Annotated in this window: 11 protein-coding genes and 1 tRNA gene; 9 read left to right on the top strand and 3 right to left on the bottom strand. The window is 43.1% G+C overall.

The genetic code is table 11. The features are described from left to right. Nucleotides 1–14: 14 nt before the first annotated feature. The 3 genes from ACA086_RS13595 to ACA086_RS13585 all read left to right on the top strand — a co-directional run bounded on the left by ACA086_RS13595 (nucleotide 15) and on the right by ACA086_RS13585 (nucleotide 2,409). Entirely contained in the window at nucleotides 15–737 is a 723-nt protein-coding gene (locus ACA086_RS13595; protein ID WP_371003893.1) for a copper homeostasis protein CutC, read from the top strand. A gap of 55 nt (nucleotides 738–792) precedes the next feature. Continuing rightward, nucleotides 793–2,022, top strand: a complete 1,230-nt coding sequence (locus ACA086_RS13590) for a metallophosphoesterase (RefSeq protein WP_371003892.1) — start codon at nucleotides 793–795, stop codon at nucleotides 2,020–2,022. A gap of 90 nt (nucleotides 2,023–2,112) precedes the next feature. Further along, nucleotides 2,113–2,409, top strand: a complete 297-nt coding sequence (locus tag ACA086_RS13585) for a co-chaperone YbbN (protein ID WP_163691579.1) — start codon at nucleotides 2,113–2,115, stop codon at nucleotides 2,407–2,409. A 45-nt stretch (nucleotides 2,410–2,454) separates the two neighbouring features. Here the strand turns inward: ACA086_RS13585 and ACA086_RS13580 are convergent, their stop codons facing one another. Continuing rightward, nucleotides 2,455–5,781: a DUF2723 domain-containing protein gene (locus ACA086_RS13580; RefSeq protein ID WP_371003891.1), complete on the bottom strand. Its 3,327-nt coding sequence runs from the start codon at nucleotides 5,779–5,781 to the stop codon at nucleotides 2,455–2,457. 169 nt (nucleotides 5,782–5,950) lie between these two features. On the opposite strand from ACA086_RS13580, the gene ACA086_RS13575 reads away from it, so the two are divergent. Further along, nucleotides 5,951–6,022, top strand: a tRNA-Gln gene (locus ACA086_RS13575). A gap of 39 nt (nucleotides 6,023–6,061) precedes the next feature. Here the strand turns inward: ACA086_RS13575 and ACA086_RS13570 are convergent. Then, nucleotides 6,062–7,381 (bottom strand): cation:proton antiporter, encoded by a 1,320-nt coding sequence (locus ACA086_RS13570; protein WP_371003890.1) that lies wholly within the window; start codon nucleotides 7,379–7,381, stop codon nucleotides 6,062–6,064. Nucleotides 7,382–7,589: 208 nt separating this feature from the next. Between ACA086_RS13570 and rimP the strand changes: the two genes are divergently transcribed. The 3 genes from rimP to infB are packed head-to-tail and all read left to right on the top strand — an operon-like array spanning nucleotide 7,590 to nucleotide 12,011. Next, nucleotides 7,590–8,051 carry a ribosome assembly cofactor RimP gene (gene rimP, locus ACA086_RS13565; protein ID WP_371003910.1) on the top strand — a complete coding sequence of 154 codons (462 nt, stop codon included), beginning with the start codon at nucleotides 7,590–7,592 and terminating at the stop codon, nucleotides 8,049–8,051. A 12-nt stretch (nucleotides 8,052–8,063) separates the two neighbouring features. After that, on the top strand, nucleotides 8,064–9,296 hold the full coding sequence (nusA, locus tag ACA086_RS13560) for a transcription termination factor NusA (RefSeq protein WP_371003888.1): 1,233 nt from the start codon (nucleotides 8,064–8,066) through the stop codon (nucleotides 9,294–9,296). Nucleotides 9,297–9,338: 42 nt separating this feature from the next. Beyond that, complete coding sequence (infB, locus tag ACA086_RS13555; protein WP_371003887.1) at nucleotides 9,339–12,011, top strand: translation initiation factor IF-2; 2,673 nt, start codon at nucleotides 9,339–9,341, stop codon at nucleotides 12,009–12,011. 72 nt (nucleotides 12,012–12,083) lie between these two features. On the opposite strand, the gene ACA086_RS13550 is transcribed toward infB, so the two are convergent. After that, nucleotides 12,084–12,452, bottom strand: coding sequence for an SPOR domain-containing protein (locus ACA086_RS13550; protein ID WP_371003886.1), 369 nt, complete (start codon nucleotides 12,450–12,452; stop codon nucleotides 12,084–12,086). A 232-nt stretch (nucleotides 12,453–12,684) separates the two neighbouring features. On the opposite strand from ACA086_RS13550, the gene ACA086_RS13545 reads away from it, so the two are divergent. Both ACA086_RS13545 and ACA086_RS13540 read left to right on the top strand, forming a co-directional pair. Then, nucleotides 12,685–14,061, top strand: a complete 1,377-nt coding sequence (locus ACA086_RS13545) for a c-type cytochrome (RefSeq protein ID WP_371003885.1) — start codon at nucleotides 12,685–12,687, stop codon at nucleotides 14,059–14,061. 35 nt (nucleotides 14,062–14,096) lie between these two features. Beyond that, entirely contained in the window at nucleotides 14,097–17,186 is a 3,090-nt protein-coding gene (locus tag ACA086_RS13540; RefSeq protein ID WP_371003884.1) for a TAT-variant-translocated molybdopterin oxidoreductase, read from the top strand. The last annotated feature ends 4 nt before the right edge of the window (nucleotides 17,187–17,190 follow it).

Genomic DNA, 17,190 nt, shown 5'->3' with positions numbered 1-17,190 from the left:
TAAAGATAGGGATTATGATAGTAGAAGCATGTGTAAATTCACTGGAGTCGGCCCTGAATGCAGAGCAGGCAGGAGCTCAGAGAATTGAACTTTGTGCAGAGCTAACAGCCGGGGGCATCACTCCTTCTTACGGACTTATCAAAAGTGTCATGGAAGCCCTTCAGATTCCTGTACATGTCCTCGTCAGATCAAGAAGTGGAGACTTTACCTATTCTGACAAAGAATTTAAGACCATGCTAGAGGATATTAAAGCTTGTAAAGCTCTGCAGGTAGATGGAATTGTATCTGGGATTTTGGATGAGAACTTTGAAGTGGATTGGGAGCGGACACAGGAACTAATAAAATATTGTGGCGACTCTTCTTTTACATTTCACAGGGCATTCGATTGGGTGAAAGAACCCCTGGAGACCCATCTTAGATTGCAGGAAATGGGGGTTAACACAATCCTGTCGTCAGGACAAGCTCCTACGGCAGTAGAAGGAATTGATCTATTGGATAAACTGAATCAACAGGCAGGGCATTGTATGATTATGCCAGGAGCTGGAATCCATCACGAGAATGCTCAATTGTTTAAGTTGAGGGGCTTTAGAGCCATCCACCTGTCTGCCTCTAAAGTCATAAAGAATTCAGATTCCGAACCTTCTTTATCCATGCAGTCACCACGCCGAATGAAAGAGAATGAGGTGCTGATCACCGATATGGAATTGTTGGGAAAAGTTATTCGAATCGTTAATTAAGTCTAAAACCGGAACTCAGGGCTGGGTTAAAGAAATATATTTGTAAAAAAGAACTATGCTAAGATGGATCGTATTTATCGCTATTTATGTTATGCTTGGATATTATTCCCTGCAGGCAATAAAAACGGCATCGCGATTTCCCTGGGTCTATTATTCGTTTATGGCGCTGGGACTTCTGGTACTGGGTAACTTTGTTTACCAGTTTACTTTTGGCGATAATGATGGCAGTGTTCTCAACAGGCCGAGAAGCTACGCCTTCGGTTTGCTGATTGCCATGCTCACCTTCGAAATAATCACCATTATTTTCCTGTTTTCCGAAGATATTTTCAGGCTGATCTCAGCCGGAATCCAGAAAGTCTTTGGTTCTTCTACCGAATTTAGTCTGCCGGCACGCAGACGGTTCCTGAGTATGATGGCCATGGGGATTGCTGCCATTCCATTTAGTGCCTTACTATATGGGATGTATAGAGGGAAATACAATTTTCAGGTACTTACCTATGACCTGGAATTTGAGGATTTGCCTGATGCTTTCCACAATTATCAGATCACACAGATTTCAGACATCCATAGTGGTAGTTTTGACAATCGGAAGAAAATTGAATACGCAGTTAATCTTATCAACGAGCAGGAAAGTGATGTAATACTTTTTACGGGAGATATGGTCAATAATATGGCTCTTGAAATGGAACCATGGAAAGCACTTTTCTCAACCCTCAGGGCTAAGGATGGTAAATTTTCAATCCTCGGGAATCATGACTACGGGGATTATGTGCAATGGGAAACTCCCAGTCTCAAAGAGCAGAATCTGAATGCTCTAAAGGATATGCAGGATGAAATGGGTTTTGATCTGCTTCTCAACGAACATCGCTATCTTCAGAAAGGAAAGGACAAACTGGCTTTGCTGGGAGTAGAGAATTGGGGGAGAGGTGGCTTTAAAAAGGCAGGAGACCTTAAAAAGGCAGTCGAAGGAATAGAGAAGAACGATTTTAAAATTCTGATGAGCCATGATCCTTCACATTGGGAAGATGTGGTGATTCATGATGATTATCATTATCACCTCACGCTAAGTGGGCATACTCACGGGATGCAATTTGGAATTGAAATTCCCGGTTGGGTGAAATGGAGTCCGGTAAAATGGCGCTATAAATACTGGGCAGGAATCTATGAAGAACTCGGACAATATATTAATGTAAACCGCGGTTTTGGCTTTTTGGGATATCCGGGACGGGTGGGGATCTGGCCTGAAATTTCCGTAATCAGACTGAAAAAGAAAGGTCTGGTGTGAATGTTACGTTAAAGAATTCATACAAAACCTTTGTTTTATTAGCTTTTTAACATTTTTTCTTACATTTGATTTATAACCCAACTTGAAACTATGTCTAAATTCGGTGAACTAATAGACCTCAACGTGCCGGTGCTACTTGATTTCTATGCTGAATGGAACGAACAATCTACAGCTATGCATCCGGTTTTAAGGGATGTAGCCGCCGCTCTGGGCGACAAAGGCAAAGTCATTAAAATTGATGTAGATAAGAATAAAGAGCTTTCCCAGGCCCTGAGGGTAAAAGGTTTACCCACCTTAATGATCTACAAAAAGGGGGAAATGGTCTGGCGCCAAAGTGGTGAGCAGGACGCGAATACCCTGATAGGTATCCTTAACGAGTATATTTAGCCTTCCTTCTTTACGATAGTTTAAGAGTTGTCATTCCGATTCGGATCAATTTCCGGCATCCTCTACCTCAGTAGCATCCTCTAAAATTGTATCGGATACAGGCAAAGTGTCTATCAATTCTTCGACGGGCATATCTTCATCGGGCAATTCCTCCAGTATGTCCTCCTGATAGAAATGGCTAAACTGGTCAATATGATCATTAAAGATTTCGGTTTCCTTTTCTGCCATTTCCCTGTCGTTGTTCTCGATCAGGATGTCAATGATCCTCCGGTAACCTTCCATATCTCCTATGATATCTTCCAGGTTATTGTACTGTTCATCCAGAGGAGTACCCTGGTAGTAGTTTAGTCGACTTTGGTAGATCAATTTTAATTCCCCGAATAAATCCCTCGCTTTTTGCGTATCACCCACCTTGTAATATCCATCAAGGAAAGGTTCCACAAAAGTATAGAAGCCGTAATAGGCTACCGGCAGGTTTTCCATGGCGAGGTCAATAATCTCCCTTGCCTTGTCGATCTTATTTTCATTGATAAGAGCTTCCACCAATCGAGCCAGATTACTCCTCAGGGAAAGACCCTGTGTACGGGTCTGGGTATCGTGGTAGATATCCGGACTACCTGAATTTCCCCATTCCCATCCTTTAACAATTCTGTACATCTCGTCAGTATCGATTCGACCCATTTCATAAGAACTGGGATTCTGGGTTTTAATGGGCACCAATTTATAAGCCATTCCCTCCAGTTGTAAATAGTCTTTCATCCATATGTACTCTGCTTTGTCAAAGCTTCCCCCTGAGAAATAAATGGGTCTTTTCCAATCATTGTTGGCTATGATATCCAACATCATAATGCGGTTTTTTGGCAAGGCTTGTGGCAGGTCAATATCGATGTAATCCACAATAAGGGCGGAGTCTTTTTCCTTTACCAGGCCGGATTCCAAAACGCTCTTTTTATTTACCGGGATCCTGATCTTGTTGGTTGGGTAGTACACCAGGTCGAGGGTGCTTTCCGAATACCCGCTGAGATCCGCTCCTTGCTTTTCGAGCAGAGAACCAAGTTTGGTCTGTGGGCTGTTACTACCCACCCAGTTCATAAAGTCTTTGATGTCCCAGCGTTTATCAATGATTCCCTGATAATAGATAACATCCCTGTTTCCGTAGCGATATAAATCGTGGGTGAGCTGTGAAGGAATAGGATCACTGCGGTAAGCTTTCCTTTTCATTTGATCCACATACCAATCTGTGGCAAAAAGGCTGGTACAGATAACTCTAACATCATTTCGGTATCCTTCTATTTCCTGTACATACCAGAGCGGGAAGGTGTCGTTATCCCCTATAGTAAACAACATGGCTCCGGCTTCTTCCTGACAGGAATCGAGATAGGCCTTTGCGGCTGCCCGCGCAGTGTACTTTCCAGAGCGGTCATGGTCATCCCAGTTTTGATACGCCATAACTCCCGGAACGCTGAGCAGGCATATCAGCGTGATGAGCGGAGCCCAGACTTTGGGTTTGATCAGCTTGCTGAATTCTTCGTAGAGGCCGTAAACCCCAATCCCAATCCAGATTGCGAAAATATAAAATGAGCCTACAAGGGAATAATCTCTTTCCCGGGGTTGAAAAATATAAGGGTTGGTGTAAAACTGAATGGCGATTCCAGTGAAAATAAAGAATACAAAAAGCACCCAGAATTGTTTAGGATCTTTGGAGATTTGAAATACCAGGCCGATGATTCCCAGTAATAGCGGCAGGAAAAAGTAGGTATTCCTCCCTTTGTTTTCCAATACATCCTTGGGTAGGTTTTCCTGACTGCCAAGTCGGAGGCTGTCTATAAACCCAATTCCACTTAACCATTCTCCGTTCCCGTTATAGCGTCCCTGAACATCGTCTTGTTTCCCGACAAAATTCCACATAAAATAACGCCAGTACATATACCCAAACTGGAATTGTACCATGTATTTGATGTTCTCCCAAACGGAGGGAGGCTGCACTTCTAGGTATTCTCCAAATTGTCTCAGGAAACTGATATATTGAGCTTCATCAATTTCCCCATTTGCATAACCTACCTTGATTTGTCTAACCGCTTTTTGCAATTCTTCATTACTGGTGGTCATCCGAAAATCCAGCGGACCAAAAAATTTCATGTAATTCTCCGCGTGCTGATCACTCCACATCCTGGGGAGTATGCCCTGATGATCCTCATTGGGTCCCTGGATGGCACCTTTGTATTTGTTGACAATAATGTATTTGCCTAGGGCTTCATCCTTCTCGTATTTAGGCTTGTCGTCCCTATCATCTCCGGGAGGTGCAAAGGCATCGGAATAATAGGTTCCGTATACAGGACTATCCACTCCAGGATACTGCTCCCTGTTGTAATATGCCAATAGGGACCTTGCGTCAGAAGGGTTATTCTCATTGATCACTACGTTGGCATTTGCCCTGATTGGGAGCATCAGCCATGATGAGAATCCAAGGAGTAGGAACATCCCGCACAAGACGAGTGTATTCGCCCTAATATAATTGTTTTTGCGCGTATACCGCAGGGCGTAATAAAATACCCCGATAAAAATCAAGCCCATGATAATAGTACCGGAATTGAAGGGGAGACCTATGCTGTTGATAAAGAATACTTCACTCCAGCCAAAAAGTTTAAGGACATAGGTAAGTGAGAATTTATAAACGAGCATCAGCACAGCTACAACGGCAAGGTTGGCTAATAGAAAATTTTTAACGGTTGTCTTTTTGTATTTCTTAAAGTAATAAAGTAGTCCGATTGAAGGGATAGCCAGGAAACCCATGAACTGTATCCCGAAGGTAAGTCCGACTACAAAGGAGATAAGCACCAGGTATTTATTTCCACGGGGATGATCCAGATTGTCCGTCCATTTTAGACCTAACCACAGCAGGAGCGACATAATCAAACTCGCCATTGCGTATACCTCTGTTTCCACAGCATTAAACCAGAAACTGTCTGAAAAAGTAAGTGCCATAGAGCCTACCAGGCCACTTCCCAGAATTGCGATCGCTTTTGCGTTAGACAAAGGTTCTGAATTAGAGAGCAGTTTTCTTGTGAGGTTCGTAATGGTCCAGAACATGAATAGAATGGTAAATGCACTGGAAACACCGGACATATAATTGACCATTCTGGCAACCTGATCTGCTTCAAAGGCAAACATGGCAAAAAATGCACCGATAATTTGAAACAGTGGAGCGCCCGGGGGATGAGCTACCTGCAATTTGGCAGAAGTTGTTATGTATTCACCGGCATCCCACCAACTACCTGTAGGTTCTACCGTAAGGCCATATACAATAAGGGCTATAAAAAAGACCCCCCATCCTGTAAGGGAGTCCCATTTATTAAAGTTTTTCGCTATCATCCGGTCTTACTTTTACCAATAGAGGCGAAATTACTAATTAAAATATTTATTGGGATTATTAATTGTCAAACCTTTAACGACAAACACTTTTAAGGATAGGGTATATTGTAATTAAAAATATTTGTGCAAACGAAACTTTGTCTTAAATTTGCACGCTCTTTAGCATCATTGGCCTATGGTGTAATTGGCAACACAGCTGGTTTTGGTCCAGTCGTTCTAGGTTCGAGTCCTAGTAGGCCAACAGCTAAGTTCTGAAACCCATCGTGAAAACGATGGGTTTTTATATTTCAGGATCTTCTGAATCCAGATTTTCTGAAGGATTTTCCAAGGGTGTTGCATCTAACCCCTCCACAGCGGCCTCTGTTTTCATTATGAGATTTTCCTTTTCCTCAGCAGCAAGGTCTAACAAGGTTTCTGTTTTCTTCTTGTCTTTGATCATAGCCCAGGTCATGACAAGACTGGTCCCTATGATGACAAACAACAGAATCCCGGGTTCAAAGGTGGCTATTTGTGCTTCTGCCGGGATGGCGTAAAAAAGCAACACAGTGATCAAGCCTCTTGGGGCGATAAAAAGTTGAGGCAGAATATCACTGCCGTAAAAAGTCCTGAGAAGCACAAAGCGCACTACATATATAGACAGGATGATCAACAAGCTGATCAGCGCAACGGTAAAGCTGAATAAAGAAGCGATGGCAATGGTGAGTCCGAAAATGACAAAGAAAAATGTCCTTACCACAAAGGCCGTTTCCAATGTTACTATATGCAGTTCGTGATAAATACGATGTGCCTTTTCATGATCGAGAAAAGTAGCGAGCTTTCCTTTAAAGAACAATTTCATATTCGCAATGACCAGACCAAAGATCAATATGATCAGGAGGGAAGATAAATGCAGTTGTTTCCCAATGGCATAGAGAAGGAGTAAAACCGCTATCAGGAGAAATAGCTTGGCCTGACTCTTAATAGTCTGAAATACAAGGATGATGGCATAACTGGCAATAATGGAGATAACAATGGTAAGGACAATGTTGAGGGCAAAACCAACCGCTCCTCCCTGTGAGGCCGGGTTCATTTCACCTACGAGAAAATAGAACATCATAATTCCCATGATATCCGAGAAAGTACTTTCGTAAATATGGAATTCTTTTTTAGAGGGAACCAGACTACTTACACTTGGTATGATGATCGCACTGGATAATATCGACAAGGGTGTTGCGTAGAGCCAGGCAGACTGCATACTCATATCAGGAACAAATTGATGCAGAATAAGTGCTGCCAGATAAGCCGATCCGAGAAGGCCAATGAGGGCAACCGCCATTGACTTTAGAATGGGAACCAGCTTTTCCCTTTTTAGTTCAAGTTCAAGGGCTGCCTCCAGAACGATCATGATCAGACCAATGATTCCCAGCACTTCAAGGGCTGGAAAAAAATCAACTTCATCCGAAGTAAAGTAGGAGAGGACAAATTGTAGCACTACCCCAAGAAAAATAAGCAAGAGGACAGAAGGGATGTTTGTCCTCTTTGAAATTCCATTGAATATAAAAGATAAGATGAGGATTACCGATGCCTCAATTATAATATTATAAGAAGAGAATACATCCATGGGTGGAAGCTGGTTAGGGAGTTTATAGGTGAAATAAAAGTACAATTTAATCTAGAATACAGGTGCAACTTATTACTTAATTATAATTCATGCCGACTTCTTTTTGGTGTTTAAGGATTAAGAAAAATTATGTATATTTGCACCACTGAAAGGATAGTAAAGTATTCATGAGGGGACAATTTAGTCCCCTCTTTTGTTACTTGTATTTATGTTGAAGGAACAGGCAGAGGCACTATTAAACCAGGTATTAAAAGAGAACCCGGAACTATTTCTTATCGATTTTTCGGTTAGTTCGGCAAATCAGATAAGGATAATTATCGATGGGGACAAAGGGGTGACCCTCGAGGACTGTATGACCGTAAGCAGGGCAATTGAACATAATCTGGATAGGGAAACCACAGATTTTTCCCTGGAAGTGACCTCACCCGGTGCTACAGAACCCATGACGATGCCAAGGCAGTATCAGAAGAATATCGGAAGAAAACTAAAAGTTAAGACCTCCGAGTCAACCGTAGAAGGCACTTTGGTAAAAGCCTCTGAAGAGGCGGTGACACTGGAGTGGAAAGCAAGGGAGCCTAAACCTGTTGGGAAAGGCAAGACCACAGTTGTTAAGACCAAAGTGGTCCCCTATTCAGAAATAATAAAAGCGAACGTAGTACTTAAATTTTAATTTTAGATCAGAATGGAAAATATCGCATTGATCGAATCGTTCTCGGAATTCAAAGATGATAAATTCATCGACCGGGTAACCCTGATGGCAATTTTAGAAGATGTATTCAGAAATGCCCTCAAGAAGAAATTTGGATCAGATGACAACTTTGATATCATCATCAATCCGGATAAAGGGGATTTGGAAATTTGGAGAAATCGTGTCGTTGTGGAAGATGGGGAGGTAGAAGAACCAAATGAACAAATATCGTTGTCTGAAGCCAGGAAGATTGAACCCGATTTTGAAGTAGGGGAAGATGTTTCTGAGGAAGTAAAACTGATCGACCTGGGGAGAAGGGCTATTCTGGCACTCAGGCAAAATCTGATCTCTAAGATACACGAGCACGACAATACTACCATTTACAAGCAATTTAAAGATCTCGAAGGTGAGATTTATACCGCTGAGGTACACCACATAAGGCATAAGGCCATCATCTTGCTCGACGATGAAGGAAATGAAATTATTTTGCCTAAGGACAAGCAGATTCCTTCTGATTTTTTCCGAAAAGGGGATAATGTAAGGGGAATCATTGAAAGCGTGGAACTCAAAGGAAACAAGCCTATGATCATCATGTCCAGGACCTCTCCGATATTTCTTGAGCAGCTGTTCTTTCAGGAAATCCCTGAGGTTTTCGACGGTCTTATCACAATAAAGAAAGCTGTGCGTATCCCAGGGGAGAAGGCAAAGGTTGCGGTTGACTCATATGATGATAGAATTGATCCGGTAGGTGCATGCGTTGGGATGAAAGGATCGCGTATTCACGGTATTGTAAGAGAACTGGGGAATGAGAATATAGATGTAATTAACTGGACGAATAATCCTCAGCTTATGGTTACCAGGTCACTGAGCCCTGCCCGTGTGTCAACGGTAAAGCTGAATGATGAAAATATGACGGCACAGGTGTACCTGAAACCAGAAGAGGTTTCCAAGGCAATTGGTCGTGGAGGGCACAATATTCGATTGGCAGGACAGCTTACGGGATATGAGATCGATGTATTCAGGGAAGGTGTTGAAGAGGATGTGGAACTCACAGAATTTTCAGATGAAATTGAAAGCTGGGTCATTGAAGAATTAAAGAAAATAGGCCTGGATACAGCAAGAAGTGTATTGGAACAAGATGTGGATGATTTGGTAAAAAGGACCGATCTTGAGGAAGAAACGATACTCGATGTGGTGCGTATCCTAAAGGCCGAGTTTGAAGATTAAGCTATATATTAGCGAAAAAAAATAAGAGAGTAAATAGTATTTATGGCAGACAATGCAAAAATAAGGCTTAATAAAGTTCTGAGAGAACTGAACATCTCCCTCGACAGGGCAGTGGATTTTCTCGCCTCTAAAGGGCACGAAATCGATTCGCGTCCTACTACGAAGATTTCGGAGGAGGTGCACCAGGTTCTCTTAGACGAATTCCAGACTGATATGAGCAAAAAGGTTGCTTCTATCGAGGTCGGGGAGGAAAAGCGCAAGGAGAAGGAGGCTATAAGACTACAACTCGAACAGGAACAGGAAGAAAGGCGTCTGGCTCGCGAAAAAAGAGCGGCGGCTTCCGAAGTGGTAAAAGCGAAAGCAGATCTTTCCGGTCCCAAAATGGTGGGTAAGATCGATCTTGAAAGCGACAAAAAACCAAAAGAGGAAGAAAAAGTTGTTGAGCCCGAGGCTGCTGCTGAACCTGAAGTAAAAAAAGAAGCTACTCCCGCTACAAAACCTGCAAAAAAGAAAGAGAAAGCAGAAAAGCCTACTGAGAAAAAAACCGAAGAAGAGCCGAAAGAAGAAGAACCTGAGGCCATTGAAACAAAATATCAGAAGCTATCCGGGCCCAAGATCATGGGAGATAAGATAGATCTTACCAAGTTTGAAAAGCCCAAGAAGAAAAAAGAGGCAGCTTCTAAGCCTGATCCAAAAGACAGAAAGAAAAGAAGAAAACGTATTATTAGTGACTCCGGTCCCCGTGGAGGTAGACGTGGCAGGACGGACGATAAAAGGGGGTCAAGAGCTGGTGCAAGCTCTAAAGTGGAGCCCACAGAAGAAGAAGTACAAAAACAGGTTAGAGAAACCCTTGAAAAATTACAGGGTAAGTCTAAAAAAGGCAAAGGGGCAAAATACCGAAGGGACAAAAGAGACCAGCACAGGCAACAATCTGAAAAGGACCTGGAACAACAGGAATTGGATAACAAAGTCCTTAAGGTCACAGAGTTTGTAACAGTGGGGGAGGTAGCAACCATGATGGATGTGCCCACCACCCAGATTATCTCCGCATGTATGTCACTGGGGATCATGGTGACCATGAATCAGCGACTCGATGCAGAAACCTTATCTATTGTAGCCGACGAATTTGGTTATGAAGTGGAATTCGTTACTGCCGATATAGAAGAATCTATAGAAGAAGAAGTAGATGCACCCGAGGATCTTCAGCCAAGGGCACCTATCGTCACAGTTATGGGACACGTAGATCACGGTAAGACATCGCTTCTGGATTACATCCGGCAGGAAAATGTAATTGCCGGGGAGAGTGGTGGCATCACCCAGCATATCGGTGCTTATGGCGTCGAACTGGAGAATGGACAGAAAATAGCCTTCCTCGATACACCGGGCCACGAAGCCTTTACGGCGATGAGGGCAAGGGGTGCCCAGGTAACTGATATTGCCATCATCGTAATTGCCGCTGACGACGATATCATGCCACAGACCAAGGAAGCGATAAGTCACGCGCAGGCAGCCGGCGTACCTATTGTTTTTGCGATCAACAAAATAGACAGACCCAGTGCCAATCCTGATAAAATTAAGGAAGGACTGGCAGCTATGAATCTCCTGGTTGAAGACTGGGGAGGTAAAATACAATCACATGACATCTCGGCAAAGACCGGAGAAGGGGTAAAAGAATTGCTGGAGAAGGTTATTCTGGAAGCAGAATTACTCGAATTGAAAGCAAATCCGGATAAATTGGCTACCGGAACTGTAGTTGAAGCTTTTCTCGACAAGGGAAGAGGTTATGTTTCTACTGTTTTAGTCCTGGCAGGAACACTGAAAATTGGAGACTATGTTCTCGCAGGAACTTGTAGCGGTAAAGTCAAGGCCATGCAGGACGAACGGGGTAAATCTGTAGAAAAAGCAGGTCCCTCGACACCAATTTCAATTCTTGGATTAGACGGAGCTCCTCAAGCCGGGGATAAATTCAATGTTCTTGATGATGAGCGTGAAGCCAAGCAAATCGCAGCCAAAAGGAGTCAGTTACTCAGAGAACAATCCGTTAGAACTCAGCGACATATTACCCTTGATGAGATCGGACGTAGAATCGCACTGGGTGATTTTAAAGAGCTGAACATAATCCTCAAAGGGGATGTGGATGGTTCTGTAGAAGCCCTTACAGATAGCTTCCAGAAATTGTCAACGGATGAGATCCAGGTAAATATCATTCACAAAGGAGTAGGTGCCATCACAGAATCTGATGTGCTCCTGGCTTCGGCTTCTGATGCGATCGTGATCGGATTTAATGTAAGACCGATGGGCAACGCACGAGACATTGCGGATAAGGAAGAGATCGATATCAGGATGTATTCAATTATCTACGATGCGATCAACGACCTTAAAGATGCCATGGAAGGTATGTTGTCACCAGAGATAAAAGAAGAAATTACCGGAACCGCGGAGATCAGGGAAACTTTCAAAATTTCCAAGATCGGTACTATTGCCGGTTGTATGGTTACCAGCGGTAAGATATTCAGGAATTCGAATATCCGACTCATCAGAGACGGGGTGGTGATTTATACAGGAGTCCTTGCGTCCCTGAAACGATTTAAAGATGACGTGAAAGAGGTGAGCAAAGGATATGATTGTGGTCTCCAGATTAAGAATTACAATGACATCAAAGAAAGTGATATCGTTGAAGCCTTTCAGGAAGTTGCGGTCAAAAAGACCTTGTAAGAAGATAAATAATCAAAGTAAAAAACCCTTGCTGAATGGCAAGGGTTTTTTTATTTCGAGTCGTAATAATTATCAGTTGTTGGTGATGGGTTTCAGGATAATAGATTGCGGATATTTCTTTCGAACTTCGGCAAAGGTTCTCTCAACATCCAGTTTGTTTTTAAACCGGCCCAAATGAACCCTGTAGGTAGGGGAATCAAATATTATTTTCGCCCCGTATTGAGGAAAATCCACTGAAGCATCATCTTTCAGGATCGATGCCTCGGCATAGGAACCAAAACCGATCTGTATAGTGTAGTATTCCGTTTTGGAATTCTTCTTTTTATAGATATCCAGGAGCCTGGTGATCTCCGGATCTTGTTCAACCGTGACGACCCCGTTCTGGGCCTGGCCAACAAGGGGTAGAAAGAGTAAAAACAGCGTGTATATTGCGTTTTTCATAGGGTTAAGCAATTGAATTAATCAGTTGTTTGCAAAGGTAATTTATTAGAGCTTAAACAGAATAAAGAAAGCTTATTTAGAATAGGTATAAATTATCAATTATCAATAGTTAAGGATTTCCCAAATAAAGTCAATGTCGTATTTTTGACCCCAATTAAATTGGCGTTAAACTTCTTTATTAGCTAGCTTAGAGAAATTATCGTGCCAATATTTCGATAGAAATAATTTCAATATGAAAAAGGTTCCGTACCGCGCTCAGATTTCTACATTTTTCGGTATTTTTTTGGTAGTTTTTCTACTTACTTCAAACAATATATTAGCTCAAGACCAGGCTGTTGTTCCTGCTGAAGCCACTGAGGAGGCTGCTGATGCCACCGCCGGGGGGGATGTCGCAAAAGGAAAGCAACTATTCAATCAGAATTGTGCTGCCTGCCATGCGTTAAACCGGAAAATGACCGGTCCTGCACTTGCGAATGTGGAAACCAGATTGGCAGAAGACGAAGGTTTAGATAAAGAATGGTTGTACACATGGATTAAAAACAGCGCCGGGATGATCGCCTCAGGCGATGCCTACGCCAACAAAATCTACGAGGAATACAATCAGGCCGCAATGACTGCTTTTCCAACGCTGAGCAATACAGACATCGATGATATATTAGCATACACTGCAGCTCCACCTCCTGCACCAGTTCAGGCAGTAGCTACAGCAGCAGAGCCTGCCGGGGGTGCTCCTACATCAGGAATTACCAATGAAGTAATCCTGGGGGCACTGGTTCTTGTATTCGGACTTCTCGTAATGATGCTATACCTGGTAAATGCAACCCTTAGAAGGATTGCAGAAGCCAATGGGGTGGTCGTTGAAAAAGCCAAGGCTGAAAAGAGAATGCCCATTTGGAAGGCTTTTGCAAAAAATCAATTCCTGGTACTTGTTTCTGTAATATTTCTTTTACTGGCCAGCGCGTACTACGCCTATGGCTGGATGATGCAGATCGGAATAGATCAGGGATATCAACCAATACAGCCTATTCACTACTCCCATAAAATCCACGCTGGAGACAACAAAATAGAGTGTAAATACTGTCACTCTTCTGCCCGGGTATCCAAGCATTCCGGTATACCTTCGCTCAATGTTTGTATGAATTGTCACAAATCGATTTACGAGTACAAAGGGAATCCTGAAGGTCCTACTCAGGAAGACCTGGCCAATGGGTATACCAATGAGTTCTATACTGCCGAAATCAAAAAACTTTATAAAGCAGTGGGATGGAATGAAGAAGAACAAAGGTATACCGGGGAATCTCAACCTGTTGAATGGGTGCGAATTCACAATTTACCAGACCTTGCCTATTTCAATCATTCACAGCATGTATCTGTAGCGGGAATCGAATGCCAGACCTGCCATGGTCCGGTGGAGGAGATGGAGATTATGTATCAGTATGCACCATTGACAATGGGCTGGTGTATTAATTGTCACAGGGAGACCAATGTCAATGTTGAAGACAATGCTTATTACGAAAAGATACACAAGGCATTATCAGAGAAATATGAGGTAGAGAATCTGACAGCCGCCCAGCTAGGTGGACTCGAGTGTGGGAAATGTCACTATTAAGAAAAATTTAAAGAAGCTAATTACAGATAGATCGTATGGCATCAAATAAAATATACTGGAAAAACGAAGCGGATTTGATTCCCTCTGATTCCAATATTCAGAAGCTAGGAGATAACGAGTTTCCTGAAGAAATTCCTGTTGATGAATTTCTGGGGGATAAGGAACGTCTGTCGGATTCTAAAACTAACCGTAGAGACTTCCTTAAATATGTAGGCTTCAGTACAGCGGCAGCTTCCCTTGCCGCTTGTGAAGGACCAGTGATTAAGTCGATTCCCTATGTTGTGCAACCAGAACAGATTATTCCTGGAGTGGCTAACTATTATGCTACCACCATGGCAAATGGATATGATTTTGCCAGTGTTCTGATCAAAACCAGAGAAGGACGACCTATAAAAGTTGAAAACAACAAAGAAGCTGCCACCCACGGTGGAGCTAATGCCAGAGTACAGGCTTCAGTGCTTTCGCTTTATGACAGTACCAGATTACAGGGACCTTTGTCTAACGGAGAGGCTGTTGATTGGGCGTTGCTCGATGCTTCGGTAAAATCAAAACTCGGTGCAATTAACGGAACTGCTAAACAGGCAGTTTTACTCACCCAGACCTATGCAAGTCCATCTACAGAAAAACTTATAGCAGATTTTATTGCAGCCAATCCCAATGCAAAGCATATTACTTATGATGCCATATCTGAGAGTGCTGCATTAGACGCCTTTGAAATGGCTTACGGGGAGAGAGGACTGGCTGATTACAATTTTGAAAAAGCAGAACTAATCGTCTCTTTCAGTGCTGATTTTCTTGCCGACTGGCAGGGAGGTGGCTACGATTCAGGATATTCCAAAGGGCGTGTGCCCAAAGCAGGTAAGATGTCGAGGCATGTGCAGTTTGAAGCTAATATGTCCCTTACCGGAGCCAATGCCGATCAAAGAGTGCCTCTGAAACCATCAGAGCAAAAAAAGGCTCTGGCAGCTCTTTACGGGAAACTAAATAATAGCAGAGTAAGCACTGATCTTAGTGAAGGTGCTTTAGCAATGGTAGATAGCATTGCGGCTGAAATCAGGAGCAAGGGAAGTAAAGCAGTAGTTGTAAGTGGTTTGGATGACGTTAATGTCCAAAGGGTGGTTCTTGCTATCAATGAAATGCTGGGTAGTGAATCATTCGATGCCCAGGCTCCAAAATATATCAGGAAAGGCAAGAATGCAGAGGTGCAACAGTTGATTAATGACATGAAGGCAGGAAATGTCGGCCTGCTGGTTATGGATGGGGTAAATCCCATGTACAGTTTGCCTAATGCTTCAGATTTTGCTGAAGGACTCGAAAAAGTAGAGCTGTCAGTTACTTTCTCTACCAACTGGAATGAAACTACCGAACGCAGCCAGTTTACTGCTGCTGCGAATCACTATCTGGAATCCTGGGGTGACACTCAGATTAAGAAAGGACATTACAGCCTGATGCAGCCCACAATCAAGGAGTTATTCGACACACGTCAATTCCAGCAGTCGTTGCTGATCTGGATGGGAAGTGATCAGAGCTATTACGATTATATCAAAGGAAATTGGACCGAATCTATTCTTGGAACCGATTCCTGGAACAAAGCGCTTCACGATGGGGTGTACTCGGTGTCTGCCCCTGAAGCGGCAACACAAGAGGAGTCTCCTGAGGTTATGCCAATGAATGATGCTTTATCACAGGCAGTGCAAAACATGGCTTCCACTACCACATCAGGAATGGAACTCACCTTGTATTCCAAAGTAGGAATGGGAGACGGGCAACAAGCGGGTAATCCATGGCTACAGGAATTCCCTGACCCTATTACAAGGGTATCCTGGGATAATTACATCACCCTTTCAAAAGCTGATGCCACTGAATTAGGACTTATCAATGAGAATGCAGCCAATGGTGGTTTAGACGGAAGTTACGCCAATGTCACTGTCAATGGTGTAACACTTAACAATGTTCCCGTGATCATTCAACCGGGACAGGCTAGAAATACAGCTGGTTTATCCTTTGGTTATGGCCGAAAGGTAGGAATGAAAGAGGAGATGCAAACCGGAATTAATGCTTTCTCAGTCTACACCGATTTTAATGCTGTTCAATCTGTCCAGATTGAAAAGGCAAGTGGAATGCATGAATTTGCCTGTATACAGTTACAGAATACGCTTATGGGAAGGGGTGAGATCATCAAAGAAACCACCCTTGAAAAATATAATACCGAGGATGCACATGAGTGGAATGCGGTACCTGAAGTTTCCTTAAACCATCAGGAAGTACCAGCCACCACAGTGGATCTTTGGGAGTCATTTGACCGATCTATCGGGCACCATTTTAATATGTCGATAGACCTTAACGCCTGTACAGGCTGTGGGGCTTGTGTTATTGCCTGCCATGCGGAAAATAACATTCCGGTAGTAGGGAAGAGCGAGGTGCGTAAATCCAGAGACATGCACTGGTTGCGAATCGACCGCTACTACTCTTCAGAAGACACCTTTGAAGATGATAACATTAAGAAGGATGAGTTTTCAGGAGCCTTCGAATCCAAATCTGGCTTTGAAGAAATGGAACGTGCAGCGGAAAATCCGCAGGTAGCATTCCAGCCTGTAATGTGCCAGCATTGTAATCACGCTCCCTGTGAAACGGTTTGTCCGGTAGCGGCAACATCGCATAGTCGTCAGGGACAAAATCACATGGCGTATAACAGATGTGTGGGAACAAGATATTGTGCCAACAACTGTCCTTATAAAGTAAGACGATTTAACTGGTTCCTCTATAACAACAATGACGAGTTCGATTTCCATATGAACAATGATCTTGGGAAAATGGTGATCAACCCCGACGTAACTGTCAGATCGAGAGGTGTGATTGAGAAGTGTTCACTCTGTATACAGATGACACAGAAGACGATTCTCGATGCCAAAAGAGAAGGCCGTGAAGTTGAGGATGGAGAATTCCAGACCGCTTGTTCCAATGCATGTAGCAATGGGGCCATAGTCTTCGGCGATATCAATGATAAGGAGAGTCAGGTATCAAGCCTGAAAAAAGATGAGAGGATGTACCATCTGCTGGAGGCAGTGGGGACAAAACCTAATGTATTTTACCACGTTAAAGTGAGGAATACCAACGAAGCGTAATTAA

Source organism: Muriicola sp. E247, assembly GCF_041358175.1.
Lineage (GTDB): Bacteria > Bacteroidota > Bacteroidia > Flavobacteriales > Flavobacteriaceae > Muriicola.
This window is presented reverse-complemented; position numbering and strand designations above follow the sequence as displayed.